Annotated in this window: 17 protein-coding genes and 7 tRNA genes; 17 read left to right on the top strand and 7 right to left on the bottom strand. The window is 50.8% G+C overall.

What is annotated here, in order from left to right; translation table 11 throughout:
• Positions 1-6: 6 nt before the first annotated feature.
• On the bottom strand, positions 7-552 hold the full coding sequence (seqA, locus tag QUE74_RS04120; RefSeq protein WP_000848387.1) for a replication initiation negative regulator SeqA: 546 nt from the start codon (positions 550-552) through the stop codon (positions 7-9).
• 184 nt (positions 553-736) lie between these two features.
• On the opposite strand from seqA, the gene ybfF reads away from it, so the two are divergent.
• The 5 genes from ybfF (at position 737) to fur (ending at position 3,339) form a co-directional block, all read left to right on the top strand.
• Positions 737-1,501 carry an esterase gene (gene ybfF / locus QUE74_RS04115; RefSeq protein WP_000773298.1) on the top strand — a complete coding sequence of 255 codons (765 nt, stop codon included), beginning with the start codon at positions 737-739 and terminating at the stop codon, positions 1,499-1,501.
• A gap of 139 nt (positions 1,502-1,640) precedes the next feature.
• A complete protein-coding gene (gene ybfE, locus QUE74_RS04110) occupies positions 1,641-1,934 on the top strand; it encodes a LexA regulated protein (RefSeq protein WP_001300829.1) in 294 nt (97 codons plus the stop codon).
• Between the two features lie 139 nt (positions 1,935-2,073).
• Positions 2,074-2,604 (top strand): flavodoxin FldA, encoded by a 531-nt coding sequence (fldA, locus tag QUE74_RS04105; protein ID WP_001018618.1) that lies wholly within the window; start codon positions 2,074-2,076, stop codon positions 2,602-2,604.
• A gap of 209 nt (positions 2,605-2,813) precedes the next feature.
• On the top strand, positions 2,814-2,900 hold the full coding sequence (gene uof / locus QUE74_RS04100) for a fur leader peptide (RefSeq protein ID WP_001695552.1): 87 nt from the start codon (positions 2,814-2,816) through the stop codon (positions 2,898-2,900).
• Complete coding sequence (gene fur, locus QUE74_RS04095) at positions 2,893-3,339, top strand: ferric iron uptake transcriptional regulator (protein ID WP_000131701.1); 447 nt, start codon at positions 2,893-2,895, stop codon at positions 3,337-3,339. The genes uof and fur overlap by 8 nt, the downstream gene beginning before the upstream one ends.
• A gap of 83 nt (positions 3,340-3,422) precedes the next feature.
• Here the strand turns inward: fur and QUE74_RS04090 are convergent, their stop codons facing one another.
• The 4 genes from QUE74_RS04090 to nagE form a co-directional block, all read right to left on the bottom strand.
• The gene (locus QUE74_RS04090; RefSeq protein WP_000733584.1) at positions 3,423-3,749 is read right to left on the bottom strand and encodes a ChiQ/YbfN family lipoprotein; all 327 of its coding nucleotides are present in this window, start codon (positions 3,747-3,749) and stop codon (positions 3,423-3,425) included.
• A gap of 49 nt (positions 3,750-3,798) precedes the next feature.
• Positions 3,799-5,205 (bottom strand): chitoporin ChiP, encoded by a 1,407-nt coding sequence (gene chiP, locus QUE74_RS04085; RefSeq protein WP_001258860.1) that lies wholly within the window; start codon positions 5,203-5,205, stop codon positions 3,799-3,801.
• 577 nt (positions 5,206-5,782) lie between these two features.
• On the bottom strand, positions 5,783-7,447 hold the full coding sequence (gene glnS / locus QUE74_RS04080; protein ID WP_001287134.1) for a glutamine--tRNA ligase: 1,665 nt from the start codon (positions 7,445-7,447) through the stop codon (positions 5,783-5,785).
• A 267-nt stretch (positions 7,448-7,714) separates the two neighbouring features.
• Positions 7,715-9,661 carry a PTS N-acetyl glucosamine transporter subunit IIABC gene (gene nagE, locus QUE74_RS04075; protein ID WP_001023142.1) on the bottom strand — a complete coding sequence of 649 codons (1,947 nt, stop codon included), beginning with the start codon at positions 9,659-9,661 and terminating at the stop codon, positions 7,715-7,717.
• Positions 9,662-9,994: 333 nt separating this feature from the next.
• On the opposite strand from nagE, the gene nagB reads away from it, so the two are divergent.
• The 5 genes from nagB (at position 9,995) to asnB (ending at position 15,953) form a co-directional block, all read left to right on the top strand.
• Entirely contained in the window at positions 9,995-10,795 is an 801-nt protein-coding gene (nagB, locus tag QUE74_RS04070; protein WP_001237071.1) for a glucosamine-6-phosphate deaminase, read from the top strand.
• 59 nt (positions 10,796-10,854) lie between these two features.
• Positions 10,855-12,003: an N-acetylglucosamine-6-phosphate deacetylase gene (gene nagA / locus QUE74_RS04065; protein ID WP_000271153.1), complete on the top strand. Its 1,149-nt coding sequence runs from the start codon at positions 10,855-10,857 to the stop codon at positions 12,001-12,003.
• Between the two features lie 8 nt (positions 12,004-12,011).
• Positions 12,012-13,232 (top strand): DNA-binding transcriptional regulator NagC, encoded by a 1,221-nt coding sequence (gene nagC / locus QUE74_RS04060; RefSeq protein WP_000187594.1) that lies wholly within the window; start codon positions 12,012-12,014, stop codon positions 13,230-13,232.
• A 47-nt stretch (positions 13,233-13,279) separates the two neighbouring features.
• Complete coding sequence (gene nagD / locus QUE74_RS04055) at positions 13,280-14,032, top strand: ribonucleotide monophosphatase NagD (protein ID WP_000153129.1); 753 nt, start codon at positions 13,280-13,282, stop codon at positions 14,030-14,032.
• Between the two features lie 256 nt (positions 14,033-14,288).
• Complete coding sequence (gene asnB / locus QUE74_RS04050) at positions 14,289-15,953, top strand: asparagine synthase B (protein WP_000337105.1); 1,665 nt, start codon at positions 14,289-14,291, stop codon at positions 15,951-15,953.
• A 41-nt stretch (positions 15,954-15,994) separates the two neighbouring features.
• Here asnB and QUE74_RS04045 read toward each other — a convergent pair whose 3' ends face one another.
• Complete coding sequence (locus QUE74_RS04045) at positions 15,995-16,432, bottom strand: hypothetical protein (protein WP_000943486.1); 438 nt, start codon at positions 16,430-16,432, stop codon at positions 15,995-15,997.
• Between the two features lie 331 nt (positions 16,433-16,763).
• Between QUE74_RS04045 and QUE74_RS04040 the strand changes: the two genes are divergently transcribed.
• The 7 genes from QUE74_RS04040 (at position 16,764) to QUE74_RS04010 (ending at position 17,467) form a co-directional block, all read left to right on the top strand.
• Positions 16,764-16,840: transfer RNA gene (locus tag QUE74_RS04040), tRNA-Met, on the top strand.
• Between the two features lie 8 nt (positions 16,841-16,848).
• Positions 16,849-16,933 (top strand) — tRNA-Leu (locus QUE74_RS04035).
• Positions 16,934-16,956: 23 nt separating this feature from the next.
• Positions 16,957-17,031 (top strand) — tRNA-Gln (locus QUE74_RS04030).
• A 34-nt stretch (positions 17,032-17,065) separates the two neighbouring features.
• Positions 17,066-17,140, top strand: a tRNA-Gln gene (locus QUE74_RS04025).
• Positions 17,141-17,155: 15 nt separating this feature from the next.
• Positions 17,156-17,232, top strand: a tRNA-Met gene (locus QUE74_RS04020).
• 48 nt (positions 17,233-17,280) lie between these two features.
• Positions 17,281-17,355 (top strand) — tRNA-Gln (locus QUE74_RS04015).
• A gap of 37 nt (positions 17,356-17,392) precedes the next feature.
• Positions 17,393-17,467: transfer RNA gene (locus QUE74_RS04010), tRNA-Gln, on the top strand.
• A 153-nt stretch (positions 17,468-17,620) separates the two neighbouring features.
• Here the strand turns inward: QUE74_RS04010 and ubiF are convergent.
• Positions 17,621-18,796, bottom strand: coding sequence for a 3-demethoxyubiquinol 3-hydroxylase (gene ubiF, locus QUE74_RS04005; protein ID WP_000184587.1), 1,176 nt, complete (start codon positions 18,794-18,796; stop codon positions 17,621-17,623).
• Positions 18,797-18,871: the final 75 nt, after the last annotated feature.

Raw genomic sequence — 18,871 nt, 5'->3', positions numbered from 1 at the left:
AACGTTTTAGATAGTTCCGCAAACCTTCTCAATCAATTCCGCCGGGAATTGCATCGACTGCATGATGTGTTCGATCATGCTGCATTTACGGCCGGTGTTGGTGTTGGTGATCACCCAATACGGCGTGCCTGGCACATGTTTCGGCTTGGTCTGATTACCATTTTTCAGCAGCGTTTGTTCATCTGCCGCAAAGTAAACGCGTGTACGACCGTGCAACGATTCCGTGGCCTCGGCAAACGCCTGGGCGTCAAGAGAATATAGTGTAGACAACAGCAGCATGAAGCGATTGACCGCTCGCTTTTGCTCTGCGTATTCGTCTGAAAGCAAAAGTTCACGCATTGCGCGAACCTTGTCTTTAATCGTTTTGACCGGCTTCGCTTCGACGATAGCAGGTGACGCAACGCGAACCTCTTTCGTCACCGGAGCAGCAGGCTGTGATGCGGCGGAAAATTTCAACATACGCCGTAAAATGTCGGATGCGCTCTCGCCGATATGCTTAGTGTGGCTGGCAATATAGCTGTAGAGTTCATCATCAACTTCAATCGTTTTCATCTTAATCCAGTGCAGTGTCTTAGCTGAATACAAGTCGCCAGGAGTATATGAATAAATCCCGGCAGCGGATAGCGTCAAGCCTGGCTTGCAGAAAAACTCGGATTAAACCTTATTTGTTGCAGCCCTGTGGCACAATGGTCAACATAATACCCTAACCCGACAACGCGAAAAAAAGAACTTTGCCATGAAATTGAATATCCGCGCGCAAACTGCACAAAACCAGCACAATAATTCTCCCATCGTTCTTGTCCATGGTCTGTTTGGCAGCCTCGACAACCTTGGCGTACTGGCTCGCGATCTGGTAAACGATCACAATATCATCCAGGTTGATATGCGTAACCACGGTCTTTCCCCGAGAGATCCGGTGATGAGTTACCCGGCGATGGCCCAGGATCTTGTTGACACTCTGGATGCACAGCAGATCGATAAGGCAACATTTATTGGACACTCAATGGGCGGTAAAGCGGTGATGGCACTGACTGCACTGGCCCCCGATCGCATCGATAAACTGGTGGCGATTGATATCGCGCCGGTCGACTATCACGTACGCCGTCATGATGAAATTTTCGCGGCTATCAACGCAGTCAGTGAATCCGACGCGCAAACTCGCCAGCAAGCAGCGGCAGTAATGCGCCAGCATCTTAATGAAGAAGGGGTGATTCAGTTTCTGTTGAAATCTTTTGTTGACGGGGAGTGGCGCTTTAACGTGCCGGTATTGTGGGATCAGTATCCGCATATTGTGGGTTGGGAGAAAATCCCGGCATGGGATCACCCTGCCCTGTTTATCCCAGGCGGCAATTCTCCGTATGTTAGCGAGCAGTATCGTGATGATTTACTGACACAATTTCCACAGGCACGAGCGCATGTGATTGCTGGCGCGGGTCACTGGGTCCATGCTGAAAAACCGGATGCGGTATTACGCGCTATCCGTCGCTATCTCAATGATTAACGTAACTGATTAAAAACCCAGCGTCCGCGTCGCTTTCCGCGCGTGGGCGTTGGCGTGACTCATCGCGCTGATGTATTATGGCGCGCTATCCATCCGGGCAGGCGCCTGGCTGATTGTTTCCCCCGAAGTCACCAAGATCATGGCCAAAGAACAAACGGACCGTACGACATTAGATCTGTTCGCGCACGAGCGTCGACCGGGACGACCGAAAACTAATCCGCTTTCGCGCGATGAACAGCTGCGTATTAATAAACGCAACCAGCTAAAACGCGACAAAGTACGTGGCCTTAAGCGTGTCGAACTGAAGCTAAACGCGGAAGCTGTCGAGGCGCTGAACGAGCTGGCGGAATCGCGCAATATGAGCCGTAGCGAACTGATCGAAGAGATGTTAATGCAGCAACTGGCGGCGCTGCGTAGTCAGGGCATCGTTTAAATTTCCACTTTCATGTAGCACAGTGTGCAGTCCTGCTCGTTTGCTGATTCCGCAAGACTGCCTGTTCTGCTATGATTGCCTTTATCCGTGGGCAATTTTCCACCCCCATTTCAATAAGTTTCAAGAGGTTATTTCACTCATGGCTATCACTGGCATCTTTTTCGGCAGCGACACCGGTAATACCGAAAATATCGCAAAAATGATTCAAAAACAGCTTGGTAAAGACGTTGCCGATGTCCATGACATTGCAAAAAGCAGCAAAGAAGATCTGGAAGCATATGACATTCTGCTGCTGGGCATCCCAACCTGGTATTACGGCGAAGCGCAGTGTGACTGGGATGACTTCTTCCCGACTCTCGAAGAGATTGATTTCAATGGCAAACTGGTTGCGCTGTTTGGTTGTGGCGACCAGGAAGATTACGCTGAATACTTCTGTGACGCATTGGGCACCATCCGCGACATCATTGAACCGCGCGGTGCAACCATCGTTGGTCACTGGCCAACTGCGGGCTACCATTTCGAAGCATCAAAAGGTCTGGCAGATGACGACCACTTTGTCGGTCTGGCTATCGACGAAGACCGTCAGCCGGAACTGACCGCTGAACGTGTAGAAAAATGGGTTAAACAGATTTCTGAAGAATTGCATCTCGACGAAATTCTCAATGCCTGATGTGATGCGGCGTAGACTCATGTCTACGCCGTATTAATAGATAATGCCAATCAAAATAATTGCTACAAATTTGTAACTTTTGCTGTTGTACCTGTACAATGTCCCGGTGTTCAAGTGGCCTTGCCGTTGTAAATGTAAGCTGTGCCACGTTTTTATTAACAATATTTGCCAGGGACTTGTGGTTTTCATTTAGGCGTGGCAATTCTATAATGATACGCATTATCTCAAGAGCAAATTCTGTCACTTCTCCTAATGAAGTGAACCGCTTAGTAACAGGACAGATTCCGCATGACTGATAACAATACCGCCCTAAAGAAAGCTGGCCTGAAAGTAACGCTTCCTCGTTTAAAAATCCTGGAAGTTCTTCAGGAGCCGGACAACCATCACGTCAGTGCGGAAGATTTATACAAACGTCTGATCGATATGGGTGAAGAAATTGGTCTGGCTACGGTATATCGCGTACTGAACCAGTTCGACGACGCTGGTATCGTCACCCGCCACAATTTTGAAGGCGGTAAATCCGTATTTGAACTGACACAGCAACATCACCACGATCACCTGATCTGCCTCGACTGCGGCAAGGTTATCGAATTTAGTGATGATTCCATCGAAGCGCGTCAGCGTGAAATTGCCGCAAAACATGGCATTCGCCTGACTAACCACAGTCTCTATCTTTACGGTCACTGTGCCGAAGGCGATTGCCGCGAAGATGAGCACGCGCACGAAGGCGAATAAGCCAGTCTGAACGAGAAAAGCCAACCTGCGGGTTGGCTTTTTTATACAAGGGACATAAGAAAAGCGAGAGTTACAGCTCTCACTTATTTGTTATTGCTGCGAATTTCCTGCCAGACCTTATCACAATCGGTTTTCACTGCCTGGTCATTACCGGTTTGCGTTGCCTGAATGCACTGCTGATAATCCAGCACACGGACACTTTCCTGCTCGGCAAATTGCTGATGTTGTTTCTCTTTCTTCAGCACGTTTAACACGCTCTGACAGGCTTCAATTTTTTCCGGCGAACCTTGCGCGGTGTTGATACAGGCGCTGTAAGCTTCTTTCAGATGGCTGTCTTCCTGTGGCGCGGTGGATTGTGCACAAGCCACCAGCCCCGATGCCATCATGGCGATGAGAATCAGTTTTTTCATTGCAAATTCCTCAAACGTGCGGCAGGCACAAAACCTGCCGCGTCGGGCATCAGAAGATGGTGAATGGTGCGATTACCATAAATTTCACGTCACGCTCATCCTGGAAGATGTTGCCGTAACCACCGCCCCAGCTTGGGATGTCGGAGTGGTTGTCGTATTCGGTAAAGTGCAGTTTGAACATCGTGCCTTTGGCGCGACCGTCCTGAATGGTGTAGACCGCATCCAGGCTGTATGCAGACTCTTCAATAGTCCGGTTTTTGTCGTAGTACGCATCCGGATTGCTCTGCCAGGTAGCGGGTTTAGCATCCCATGCGTAAACGTAGGAAGCGCCGATGGCGAAGCCTGGAAGATTCCAGTTTTTCAGGTCATACATCGCACCGAAGAAGACCGCTTTTTCGCCGTTGGCGTTGAAGTCAGAACGGTTATCCCACCAGATATCCAGGCGACCGTTCGAGGAAGCGTAGGTTGGAGTCATACGTTGCAGGAAGTATCCCTGCTGGCCGTCGGCTTTAACCCAGGTGCCTTCCAGACGCAAATCCACTACGTCAGCCGCCCGGTAACCAAAGGTCAACGCTTGCAGCCAGGCGGTGCCGTCATAAAGATCGTTGACGCTGCGATCGTCAACTTTATCGCGCGTACCGTAGAACTGGTAGCTGGTGGTTAACGGGCTACCGGCGATATCAAATTTGTAGCTGGCTTTGGCAAAATATTGATCGATATACCCTTCTGCCTGACCAAATGCCGCTTCCAGTACGAAGTTATTTTTGAAGTCGTACTTCGCCCCAAGGGAGTGTAGATAATCAACTTTGGTGGTTTTATCGTTCTGATAAAACTCATCCATTTCCAGATGCCACGGCGCTTTATATTCGTTGGTCCACATGTAGGAGAAACTCAACGCACCAGCATCGCCGTAATCAAAATTCGCCCCCGCTTCCGCCCCCTGATAAGTACCCGGCATAAAGCTCCAGTGCGGCGCTAACAGCGTCTGACCGGTTGGCTGAATATAACCTGCCCGCGCCCACACCGGACCGTATTTAAATTTGGCCGCTGCTTTATACAGGCTTATACCGCTTTTATCGCCGGACCAGTCTTCGTCATAGGCTTTATTGCTTTTTGAAAACGCGATTTCGTTCGGGTGAGAACTGTCGCCGTTTTCCGCCATTTCAATCGCCGTAAACGCCGCAATATCAAGGCCGAACATATCAGCAGCATAACCAGACTGAAAATCGAGGTTGGCATTCCAGGTGGAGTGAGAAAGGTTGGTTTTGTATTTATCGCCGTCGGTAACGTCTTTACGGTCGCGTTCACGCTGCCAGTAATAGATACCGCCGGTTAAGGTTGAATCGTCGATGAATCCTTCGGCGCGAGCCTCCGGCATTGCCATAAAGCCCGACATTGCTGTAACACTGGCGATAGCCAGCGCCAGCGTACTACGTTTGCCACTAAACGTACGCATGGGTTAATCCTCTTTGACGTATAAATTGCTGCACCAAAGGTGAACAGCGAAAAAAATAAAAATTAAAAAAGTAGCGTTGAGAAAAGTCTCGCTGACTACAGGAACAGACTATTTTTCGCGACGCGAATTATCAATCTCTTTCTGTAACCAGAATGTAAGAACATGAGCAACCGCACATATTTTGATGATTTTTGTTACAAGGCTTAAGTTTGCAGTTGAAAGGCTTGCAGAAGAATAAAAGCGTGAATTTCCAGCAAGATGAAAACGGTTACATTTTATTTAATTATGGTTTGTGATTTTAAATTTGTTTTATGGATAAATTGCGAAGCGGAATTAATTCGCGAAGAAAAGCAAAAAAAACGCCGCAGAGCGCGGCGTTTGGGTTTGTTTGCTATTTCTTGCCGGATGCGGCGTGAACGCCTTATCCGGCCTACAAAAGCACGCAAATTCAATATATGGCAGAGATCATGTAGGCCTGATAAGCGTAGCGCATCAGGCAATTTAGCGTTTGAAACTGTTTCTATGTTTCTTGCCGGATGCGGCGTAAACGCCTCACCCGGCCTGGTAGAACTTAAAATTACTCGCCTACTTTCGCCCAGGTATCACGCAGCCCAACGGTGCGGTTAAATACCGGTTTTTCCGCCGTAGAATGGCGGCTGTCGAGGCAGAAATAACCTTCACGCTCAAACTGGAATGCTTTACCCGCTACCGCATCTTTCAGCGAAGGTTCAGCAAAGCCCTGTTTGATCACCAACGATTCCGGGTTAATCACCGACAGGAAATCATCCGCAGCACCTGGGTTCGGCACGCTGAACAGACGATCGTACAGGCGGATTTCAACCGGCAGCGCATGTGCCGCGCTCACCCAGTGAATAACGCCTTTCACTTTACGACCATCTGCCGGATCTTTGCTTAAGGTGTCGGCGTCATAAGTACAGAAGATGGTGGTGATATTGCCTTCGGCATCTTTCTCCACGCGTTCTGCCTTAATAACGTAAGCATTACGCAGACGCACTTCTTTACCCAGCACCAGACGTTTGTACTGCTTGTTAGCTTCTTCGCGGAAATCGGCGCGATCGATCCAAATCTCACCGCTAAACGGCACCTGACGGCTACCCATTTCCGGTTTGTTTGGATGGTTCGGCATGGTAACCATTTCGCCTTCGCCCTGGTAGTTTTCGATAACCAGTTTCACCGGATCGATAACCGCCATTGCGCGCGGGGCGTTTTCGTTGAGATCTTCACGAATGCAGGATTCCAGCGACGCCATCTCAATGGTGTTGTCCTGCTTGGTCACGCCAATGCGTTTGCAGAACTCACGAATAGAAGCCGCCGTGTAACCACGACGACGCAGACCGGAAATAGTCGGCATACGCGGATCATCCCAGCCTTCAACGTGCTTGTCGGTCACCAGCAGGTTCAGCTTACGCTTGGACATCACGGTGTATTCCAGATTCAGGCGCGAGAATTCGTACTGGCGCGGATGAACAGGAATGGTGATGTTGTCCAGTACCCAGTCATACAGACGACGGTTATCCTGGAACTCCAGCGTACACAGAGAGTGTGTAATACCTTCCAGCGCATCGCTGATGCAGTGGGTGAAGTCGTACATCGGGTAGATGCACCACTTGTTACCGGTCTGGTGGTGTTCAGCAAACTTAATGCGGTACAGCACCGGATCGCGCATCACGATAAACGGCGAAGCCATGTCGATTTTCGCGCGCAGGCAGGCTTTACCTTCTTCAAAACCACCGGTACGCATTTTTTCGAACAGCGCCAGGTTCTCTTCAACGCTACGGTCGCGGTACGGGCTGTTTTTACCCGGCTGAGTCAGGGTGCCACGATATTCGCGGATCTGTTCCGGTGTCAGTTCATCAACATACGCCAGGCCTTTATTGATCAGTTCGATCGCATAGGCGTGGAGCTGATCAAAATAATCGGAGGAGTAACGGACGTTACCAGACCAGTGAAAACCTAACCACTCTACGTCGTTTTTGATCGAATCGACATACTCGATATCTTCTTTTACCGGGTTAGTGTCGTCGAAACGCAGGTTGCACTGGCCTTTATAGTCCTGGGCGATCCCGAAGTTCAGGCAGATAGATTTCGCATGGCCAATATGCAGATAGCCATTCGGCTCCGGCGGGAAACGGGTGTGTACTGTGGTGTGCTTACCACTGGCCAGATCTTCATCGATGATCTGACGGATAAAGTTAGTCGGGCGGGCTTCTGCCTCACTCATCGTGGATTCCTCAAAGCGTAAACAACGTATAACGGCGTATGATCTTATAAGCGGGACAGGCTGACAACTGTTAGTTAGTGAAAATCGAAAATCTCACTGAGATTATGGGGATGATTGATGAAAAAAAAAGCGGCAGAGAAGATCTCCACCGCTTTTGCCAGTCCTGCGTCATTGTTGGATGCGACGCTTAAGCGTCTTATCCAACCTGGACTGAGATTTTGTAGGCCTGATAAGACGCGTCATGCGTCGCATCAGGCATGAAGCAGATTACTTTTTGATTTCATACAGCGGCGTTTGACCCGCCACAACATGACCTTGAGCTTTAATGATAAGGCCGCTGAAATCGTCGATATTGCTGCAAACCACCGGGCTAATCATCGAACGGGCGTTAGCGTTCAGGTAATCCAGATCCATTTCCAGAATCGGTTGCCCTGCGCTTACTTGCGCCCCCTCTTCCACCAGACGTTTAAAGCCTTTGCCTTCCAGCGCTACGGTGTCGATACCCATATGGACGACAATCTCAGCGCCTTTTTCGGTTTCCAGGCAGAACGCGTGATTGGTGTTGAAGATTTTCACGATTGTCCCTGCGGCTGGCGATACGACGATTTTATCCGTCGGTTTCACCGCCACACCGTCACCCACCGCTTTGCTGGCAAATGCTTCGTCAGGAACCTGATCCAGCGCCACAACATCACCGGTAATCGGCGATACCAGCTCCGCGACAGACACCGCGTTTGGTACGGCCTGCGGTTTTGCTACAGGCACGGTAGTTGCAGGCGCAGTTTCAGCAGAGGCGGCTGCTACCGGACCACGGGCAACGACTTTCTTCATTGCATCGCCAATGGATTCCGCTTTCGCGCCAACAATCACCTGAATAGTCTGTTTGTTCAGTTTTACCACCCCAGAAGCACCCAGACGTTTACACATCGCATCGTTGACGCGAGCTGAGTCAGCCACCGTCAGGCGCAGACGAGTAATACAGGCGTCAATGGCTTTCAGGTTGTCAGTGCCGCCAACCGCAGCAATATAGTTGGTCGCCAGTTGATTGAGACCTTCTTCAGTGTTGCTGTTGGCTTCTTCAGTAACGATCTCGTCTTCTTTATCTTCGCGACCCGGCGTTTTCAGATTGAACATGCGGATAACCACACTGAACACCACGAAGTAGATAGCGAAGAACACAACCCCCATCACCAGCAGCATCCAGACGTTCTGGCTGGCGGCCGGCAGGTTATACATCAACGCGTAGTCGATAGCCCCCGCAGAGAAGGAGAAGCCAGCATGGATACCCAGCAGCGTTGCCACAAACAGGCTGATACCCGTCAGCAGTGCGTGCAGGAGGTACAGCAGCGGCGCAAGGAACATGAACAGGAATTCCAGCGGCTCAGTCACACCGGTCAGGAACGCAGTAACAGCAACAGAAAGCAGCATACCGCCAACCATCGGACGACGCTCTTTCGGTGCTGCGAAGTACATCGCCAGCGCCGCACCCGGCAGACCGAACATCATAATCGGGAAGAAGCCGGACATGAACATCCCCGCGGTGCCGTCACCGGCATAGAAGCGGTTAATGTCGCCGTGGAAAACCGTACCCGCCGCGTTGGTGAATTCACCAATCTGGAACCAGGCGATGGTGTTCAGTACCTGATGCAGACCGGTTGGGATCAGCAGACGGTTGATGAAACCAAAGATACCGGAACCCAGCGCGCCCGCAGAAACGATCCATTCGCCGCCTGCATGGATAGCGTGCTGTACCGGTGGCCAGACGTAACCAAAAATGGCCGCCAGCACCAGGCAGAAGAAGCCGGTGGCGATCGGCACAAAACGTTTGCCGCCAAAGAAGCTCAGGAAATCCGGCAGTTTAATATCGGACCAACGGTTATAGACTGCGCCACCCACCAGACCGGTAATGATACCCGCCAGTACACCCATGTTAATTTCTGGGTTGATGGTCACCATCGCTTTGGTTAATACAAAGTAACCTACCGCACCCGCCAGGGCCGCCGCACCTGCGCTGTCTTTCGACCAGCTGGATGCCACACCGATGGCGAAGATTAATGCGAGGTTATCAAAAATCGCACCGCCCGCCTGGGCAATAAACGCAACGTTAAGTAAATCTGGCTGACCGAATCGCAGCAACAGTGCCGCCACCGGCAGCACCGCGATAGGGAGCTGTAACGCCCTACCGAGTCGCTGGAAAAAACCTAAAATATTCATCTTATTCCCCCTACGAGAACCCTATTTGGCTCGTTTAAAGCCGTATTTTTATTTTGCTGCAAATTGTACTGCCGATGTTCTGTAATCAGATTGTTAGATCATCTGCTACAGAGTGTGTGAAAATTTAATTCGTATCGCAAATTAAACGCGTGTCTTTTGTGAGTTTTGTCACCAAATATCGTTATCATCACTCCCTTTTACTGGCTAAACCAGAAAACTTATTTTATCATTCAAAAAATCAGGTCGGATTGACGCCTGTCTGCGCAAATCCAGGTTACGCTTAAAGATGCCTAATCCGCCAACGGCTTACTTTTTACTTACTTGAGGTGAATAATGAGACTGATCCCCCTGACTACCGCTGAACAGGTCGGCAAATGGGCTGCTCGCCATATCGTCAATCGTATCAATGCGTTCAAACCGACTGCCGATCGTCCGTTTGTTCTGGGCCTGCCGACTGGCGGCACGCCGATGACCACCTATAAAGCGTTAGTCGAAATGCATAAAGCAGGCCAGGTCAGCTTTAAGCACGTTGTCACCTTCAACATGGACGAATATGTCGGTCTTCCGAAAGAGCATCCGGAAAGCTACTACAGCTTTATGCACCGTAACTTCTTCGATCACGTTGATATTCCAGCAGAAAACATCAATCTTCTCAACGGCAACGCCCCGGATATCGACGCCGAGTGCCGCCAGTATGAAGAAAAAATCCGTTCTTACGGAAAAATTCATCTGTTTATGGGCGGTGTAGGTAACGACGGTCATATTGCATTTAACGAACCAGCGTCTTCTCTGGCTTCTCGTACTCGTATCAAAACCCTGACTCATGACACTCGCGTCGCGAACTCTCGTTTCTTTGATAACGATGTCAATCAGGTGCCAAAATATGCCCTGACTGTCGGTGTTGGTACATTGTTGGATGCCGAAGAAGTAATGATTCTGGTGCTGGGCAGCCAGAAAGCACTGGCGCTGCAAGCCGCCGTTGAAGGTTGCGTGAACCACATGTGGACCATCAGCTGTCTGCAACTGCATCCGAAAGCCATCATGGTGTGCGATGAACCTTCCACCATGGAGCTGAAAGTTAAGACTTTAAGATATTTCAATGAGTTAGAAGCAGAAAATATCAAAGATCTGTAATTATTATCCCTGCCCTGACGCATTGCTCAGGGCAATATTTTTTTAAATCGGGGGTCAGAATGTATGCATTAACCCAGGGCCGGATCTTTACCGGTCACGAATTTCTTGATGACCACGCGGTTGTAATCGCTGATGGCCTGATTAAAAGCGTCTGTCCGGTAGCGGAACTGCCGCCAGAGATTGAACAACGTTCACTGAACGGGGCCATTCTCTCCCCCGGTTTTATCGATGTGCAATTAAACGGCTGTGGCGGCGTGCAGTTTAACGATACCGCAGAGGCGGTCAGCGTGGAAACGCTGGAAATCATGCAGAAAGCCAATGAGAAATCGGGCTGCACCAACTATCTGCCGACGCTTATCACTACCAGCGATGAACTGATGAAACAGGGCGTGCGCGTAATGCGCGAGTACCTGGCAAAACATCCGAATCAGGCGTTAGGTCTGCATCTGGAAGGTCCGTGGCTGAATCTGGTAAAAAAAGGCACCCATAATCCGAATTTTGTGCGTAAGCCTGATGCCGCGCTGGTCGATTTCCTGTGTGAGAACGCCGACGTCATTACCAAAGTGACCCTGGCACCAGAAATGGTTCCTGCGGAAGTGATCAGCAAACTGGCAAATGCCGGGATTGTGGTTTCTGCCGGTCACTCCAACGCGACGTTGAAAGAAGCAAAAGCCGGTTTCCGCGCGGGGATTACCTTTGCCACCCATCTGTACAACGCGATGCCGTATATTACCGGTCGTGAACCGGGCCTGGCGGGCGCTATCCTCGACGAAGCCGACATTTATTGCGGTATTATCGCTGATGGCCTGCATGTTGATTACGCCAACATTCGTAACGCTAAACGTCTGAAAGGCGACAAACTGTGTCTGGTTACCGATGCCACCGCGCCAGCAGGTGCCAACATTGAACAGTTCATTTTTGCGGGTAAAACAATATACTACCGTAACGGACTTTGTGTGGATGAGAATGGTACGTTAAGCGGTTCATCCTTAACCATGATTGAAGGCGTGCGTAATCTGGTCGAACATTGCGGTATCGCACTGGATGAAGTGCTGCGTATGGCGACGCTCTATCCGGCGCGTGCGATTGGCGTTGAAAAACGTCTCGGCACGCTCGCCGCTGGTAAAGTAGCCAACCTGACTGCATTCACACCTGATTTTAAAATCACCAAGACCATCGTTAACGGTAACGAGGTCGTAACTCAATAAGAGAAAGTATGACACCAGGCGGACAAGCTCAGATAGGTAATGTTGATCTCGTAAAACAGCTTAACAGCGCGGCGGTTTATCGCCTGATTGACCAGTATGGGCCAATCTCGCGGATTCAGATTGCCGAGCAAAGCCAGCTTGCCCCCGCCAGCGTAACCAAGATTACGCGTCAGCTTATCGAACGCGGGCTGATCAAAGAAGTTGATCAGCAGGCCTCCACCGGGGGCCGCCGCGCTATCTCCATTGTCACCGAAACCCGCAATTTCCACGCAATCGGCGTACGGCTTGGTCGTCATGACGCCACCATCACCCTGTTTGATCTCAGCAGCAAAGTGCTGGCAGAGGAACATTACCCGTTGCCTGAACGCACTCAGCAAACGCTGGAACATGCACTGCTGAATGCCATTGCTCAGTTTATTGATAGCTACCAGCGCAAACTGCGCGAGCTGATCGCCATTTCCGTGATCCTGCCAGGGCTTGTTGACCCGGACAGTGGCAAAATTCATTACATGCCGCATATTCAGGTAGAAAACTGGGGACTGGTAGAAGCACTGGAAGAACGTTTTAAAGTGACCTGTTTTGTCGGCCACGATATCCGCAGTCTGGCACTGGCAGAGCACTACTTCGGTGCAAGCCAGGATTGCGAAGACTCCATTCTGGTGCGTGTGCATCGCGGAACCGGGGCAGGGATTATCTCTAACGGGCGCATTTTTATCGGGCGCAACGGCAACGTCGGTGAAATTGGCCATATTCAGGTCGAACCGCTGGGTGAACGCTGCCACTGCGGCAACTTTGGCTGCCTGGAAACTATCGCCGCCAACGCTGCCATTGAACAACGGGTGTTGAATCTGTTAAAGCAGGGCTACCAGAGCCGTGTGCCACTGGACGACTGCACCATCAAAACTATCTGCAAAGCCGCGAACAAAGGCGATAGCCTGGCGTCGGAAGTGATTGAGTATGTCGGTCGTCATCTGGGCAAAACCATCGCCATTGCTATCAACTTATTTAATCCGCAAAAAATTGTTATTGCCGGTGAAATCACCGAAGCCGATAAAGTGCTGCTCCCTGCTATTGAAAGCTGCATTAATACCCAGGCGCTGAAGGCGTTTCGTACTAATCTGCCGGTGGTACGTTCTGAGCTGGATCACCGCTCGGCAATCGGCGCTTTTGCGCTGGTAAAACGCGCCATGCTCAACGGTATTTTGCTCCAGCATTTGCTGGAAAATTAATGTGCTTTTATAGTGGCGCTTATTGTTGTCAATATTCTGGGTAGTCCATGACCATTAAAAATGTAATTTGCGATATCGACGGCGTGCTGATGCACGATAACGTCGCCGTACCGGGTGCAGCGGAATTTTTGCACGGGATTATGGATAAAGGCCTGCCGCTGGTGTTGCTGACCAACTATCCTTCGCAGACCGGGCAGGATCTGGCGAACCGCTTTGCCACTGCGGGTGTAGATGTGCCGGACAGCGTGTTTTATACCTCCGCGATGGCGACCGCCGATTTCCTGCGTCGCCAGGAAGGCAAGAAAGCGTATGTGGTGGGCGAAGGCGCACTGATTCATGAACTGTACAAAGCCGGTTTCACTATTACCGATGTGAACCCTGATTTTGTGATTGTTGGCGAAACGCGTTCCTACAACTGGGACATGATGCATAAAGCAGCCTATTTCGTCGCTAACGGTGCACGCTTTATCGCCACCAATCCGGATACTCACGGACGCGGTTTTTATCCAGCCTGCGGCGCGTTGTGCGCGGGGATCGAGAAAATCTCCGGACGTAAACCGTTCTATGTCGGTAAGCCCAGCCCATGGATCATCCGCGCGGCATTAAACAAAATGCAGGCGCATTCGGAAGAAACGGTGATTGTCGGTGATAATCTGCGTACCGACATTCTGGCGGGCTTCCAGGCCGGTCTGGAGACGATTCTTGTACTGTCCGGTGTTTCGTCGCTCGACGATATCGACAGTATGCCGTTCCGCCCGAGCTGGATTTACCCATCGGTCGCTGAAATCGACGTTATCTGAATAGCAACCACGCCTCAGGGCGTGGTTTCTTATTTTTACCCATCATTAAAATTCGCCCATTCAATAAAACCCGCCAAAAAATATCGATTCATCAATAAATACACCTCCAAACCCTCCTCTTTTTCATCAATCAGCAATCACCATTACGTTTTTTATTTTCCCCCTGCCAAATCGCTTGCGCATAGTGCTGCTTTGCGGCATTTTTTTAAACAAGCAAACACAATAAGCAACAAACACCAGGTTAACGGAGAAGGTTATGTGTTCAATTTTTGGCGTATTCGATATCAAAACAGACGCAGTTGAGCTGCGTAAGAAAGCACTCGAGCTGTCACGCCTGATGCGTCATCGTGGCCCGGACTGGTCCGGTATTTATGCCAGCGATAACGCCATTCTCACCCACGAACGTCTGTCCATTGTTGACGTTAACGCGGGGGCGCAACCTCTCTACAACCAACAAAAAACTCATGTGCTGGCAGTAAACGGTGAAATCTACAACCACCAGGCATTGCGCGCTGAATATGGCGATCGTTACCAGTTCCAGACCGGGTCTGACTGTGAAGTGATCCTCGCGCTGTATCAGGAAAAAGGGCCGGAATTTCTCGACGATTTGCAGGGCATGTTCGCTTTTGCCCTGTACGACAGCGAAAAAGATGCGTATCTGATTGGTCGCGACCATCTGGGGATCATCCCACTGTATATGGGCTATGACGAACATGGTCAGCTGTATGTGGCCTCAGAAATGAAAGCCCTGGTGCCGGTATGCCGCACGATTAAAGAGTTCCCGGCGGGGAGCTATTTGTGGAGTCAGGACGGCGAAATCCGTTCTTATTATCACCGCGACTGGTTCGACTACGATGCGGTGAAAGATAACGTGACCGACAAAAACGAGCTGCGTCAGGCACTGGAAGATTCCGTTAAAAGCCATCTGATGTCTGATGTGCCTTACGGTGTGCTGCTTTCTGGTGGTCTGGATTCCTCAATTATTTCCGCGATCACCAAGAAATACGCCGCCCGTCGCGTGGAAGATCAGGAACGCTCTGAAGCCTGGTGGCCGCAGCTGCACTCCTTTGCTGTAGGTCTGCCGGGTTCACCGGATCTGAAGGCAGCCCAGGAAGTGGCAAACCATCTGGGCACTGTGCATCATGAAATTCACTTCACTGTACAGGAAGGTCTGGACGCCATCCGCGACGTGATTTACCACATTGAAACCTATGATGTGACCACTATTCGCGCTTCAACACCGATGTATTTAATGTCGCGTAAGATCAAGGCGATGGGCATTAAAATGGTGCTGTCCGGTGAAGGTTCTGATGAAGTGTTCGGCGGTTATCTTTACTTCCACAAAGCACCGAATGCCAAAGAACTGCATGAAGAGACGGTGCGTAAACTGCTGGCCCTGCATATGTATGACTGCGCGCGTGCCAACAAAGCGATGTCAGCCTGGGGCGTGGAAGCACGCGTTCCGTTCCTCGACAAAAAATTCCTTGATGTGGCGATGCGCATTAACCCACAGGATAAAATGTGCGGTAACGGCAAAATGGAAAAACACATCCTGCGTGAATGTTTTGAAGCGTATCTGCCTGCAAGCGTGGCCTGGCGGCAGAAAGAGCAGTTCTCCGATGGCGTCGGTTACAGTTGGATCGATACCCTGAAAGAAGTGGCGGCGCAGCAGGTTTCTGATCAACAGCTGGAAACTGCCCGCTTCCGCTTCCCGTACAACACGCCGACGTCCAAAGAAGCGTATCTGTACCGGGAGATCTTTGAAGAACTGTTCCCGCTTTCGAGCGCCGCAGAGTGCGTACCGGGCGGTCCTTCCGTCGCGTGTTCTTCCGCTAAAGCGATTGAGTGGGATGAGGCGTTCAAGAAAATGGACGATCCGTCTGGTCGTGCGGTTGGTGTTCACCAGTCGGCGTATAAGTAAGAAATGCGGTACTGCCCCGGAGAAATCCGGGGCTGTTTCAGTTATTGAGCTGCTTGTTGATTCTGATATGCAGTAAGGAAATGTTCCGGGTTTGCCACATCACTGTTTGACAACTCATCACTGTAGGCCACCGACCAGGTCGCCTGCTCATCCGGAATATGCAGGCTGCCATTCCCCTCTTTCAGGCGTAATAACTCAAAAGATTTGCCCTTAATTACGGCGGTATAGGATTTTTCACCTTCCTGTAATGCTTTCACTTTACAGCGAAAAATCTGGCCATCGATGTCATTATCAACATGCGATACCTGAATGAGGGCTTCATTAGAGGCTTTCGGCCCTATCCGCATCATCCACACCACAGCGCCTTCCTGCCCACGATAGCCAAAAACATATTTACCGATTTCCGGTTTGACCGTATCGGCAAACGCAGATTGCATAAGTAATAACGCACCCATCAGCGCCGTCATAAAACGCAGCATAGTATTCCCTCAATAAATCGCCTGAAGTGGTAGCAGAGATGCAGGCGTAGCGATCCCTGCCCTGTCCTGTTGCAACGGGCCAGTATTTCATAGATTAATTTCCTACCACTATTGTTGAATTCCGAATTTCATCCTGTATGACAAAAGAATGGCTGTAGGGTGGGAAAAAAACACAAAGTAAACAATAATTGACGAATATAGCGCCACGCTGTTCGCAACCTAACCAAACAGTCACTTTCGAGCAATTTTCCTTGAAAAAGAGGTTGACGCTGCAAGGCTCTATACGCATAATGCGCCCCGCAACGCCGATAAGGTATCGCGAAAAAAAGATGGCTACGTAGCTCAGTTGGTTAGAGCACATCACTCATAATGATGGGGTCACAGGTTCGAATCCCGTCGTAGCCACCATCTTTTTTGCGGGAGTGGCGAAATTGGTAGACGCACCAGATTTAGGTTCTGGCGCCGCAAGGTGTGCGAGTTCAAGTCTCGCCTCCCGCACCATTCACCAGAAAGCGTTGTACGGATGGGGTATCGCCAAGCGGTAAGGCACCGGTTTTTGATACCGGCATTCCCTGGTTCGAATCCAGGTACCCCAGCCATCTTCTTCGAGTAAGCGGTTCACCGCCCGGTTATTGGGGTATCGCCAAGCGGTAAGGCACCGGTTTTTGATACCGGCATTCCCTGGTTCGAATCCAGGTACCCCAGCCATCGAAGAAACAATCTGGCTACGTAGCTCAGTTGGTTAGAGCACATCACTCATAATGATGGGGTCACAGGTTCGAATCCCGTCGTAGCCACCAAATTCTGAATGTGTCGAATGCGTTCGGCAAATTCACAAACCAATTTGTTGGGGTATCGCCAAGCGGTAAGGCACCGGATTCTGATTCCGGCATTCCGAGGTTCGAATCCTCGTACCCCAGCCAATTTATTCAAGACGCTTACCTTGTAAGTGCACCCAGTTGGGGTATCGCCAAGCGGTAAGGCACCGGATTCTGATTCCGGCATTCCGAGGTTCGAATCCTCGTACCCCAGCCACATTAAAAAAGCTCGCTTCGGCGAGCTTTTTGCTTTTCTGCGTATATTCAATGTCGAATGCGATGTTGACACGTCTTATTCTTCAAAGTCGGATGCGACGCTGACGCGTCTTATCCGACCTACGGTTGGCATGCATTCGGCAATGTTGTAAGGCTACAACCCTAACGCATATTTCAGCGCCTGCCGTTTCAATACGCCAGCACGCTCCGCCGCCATTAACCCGAGATTACGCATAAAACGCAGTGGCGGCAGATTATTGCTGAATCCGGCATAAAACAGATCCATACCGCTTTGCATAATGAAGTTATCCGCCATACGCCGCATCTGGTAACGCTTGAGGACAGGATAACTGGCCCACGCTTCACCGTAGCTGCGGGCATTCACCAGAACGTCAATCAGCGCATCAACATCGCGATAACCAAGATTCACCCCCTGCCCCGCCAGCGGATGAATGGTGTGCGCCGCATCGCCCACCAGCGCCAGCCCTGGTTGCACATACTGCAACGCATGGCGGCGCGTCAGCGGAAACGCACCAGCGGCGAGTGGCATCACGTACCCAAGACGCGACGGGAAATGCTTCGCGATTTCCGCCTGTAGCTGCGCCATATTCATATTCTGCAACTGGCGAATGCGTGCCGGAGAGTCATACCACACCAGCGATGCCCAGTTATCAAACAACGGCAGAAACGCACGAGGTCCATCCGGGGTAAATTGCTGCCAGGTGCTGTCGCCGGGATCGTTCTCACACTGTACGCTAATCAACATACACGACTGTGCATACTGCCAGGCATGAACGCCAATTCCCGCCATTTGCCGCACCTGCGAATTTGCACCGTCAGCGCCAATCACCAGCTTCGCCTGGATCACTTCGCCCCCCTTCAGTTCCAGTTCCTGAAGATCATTATGGCGATGCAGAGCAATCAGTGAGCCTGGCACACGTAACGTTACTTTCGGATGCGCCTCCAGCGCCTGCCACAGCGCCTGTTGCAGGACAGTGTTTTCCACCATATAGCCAAGCAACGGCAGCTTCAATTCGGCTGCATCAAACACCACATGCGCCGTTTCCCACTCCCACGTTTCCAGTCTGCGATAAGGATGGCAACGCATGGCCTGTACCGCGTCCCAGACGCCTAAACCTTTAAGCAATGATACCGAAGCCGCACTAATCGCCGAGATCCGCACATCCGGCTGGCTGTCAGCGACAAACGGCGCAGGTTCTGCGTGCTCGATTACCGTTACCGAAAATCCGTGCTGTGCCAGTCCCAGCGCCAGTGCGCCGCCGACCATTCCTCCGCCGACAATGGCAATTTCCGTTGGTTGATTTGTCATGGTCAATCATCCTGTTAGCAATATGCTTTAAGTTTACAGGATTTTTACCCCCAAGGGCTGATAACGCTCATACTG

This window comes from Escherichia sp. 10290, from assembly GCF_030295155.1.
GTDB lineage: Bacteria > Pseudomonadota > Gammaproteobacteria > Enterobacterales > Enterobacteriaceae > Escherichia > Escherichia coli_F.
This window is presented reverse-complemented; position numbering and strand designations above follow the sequence as displayed.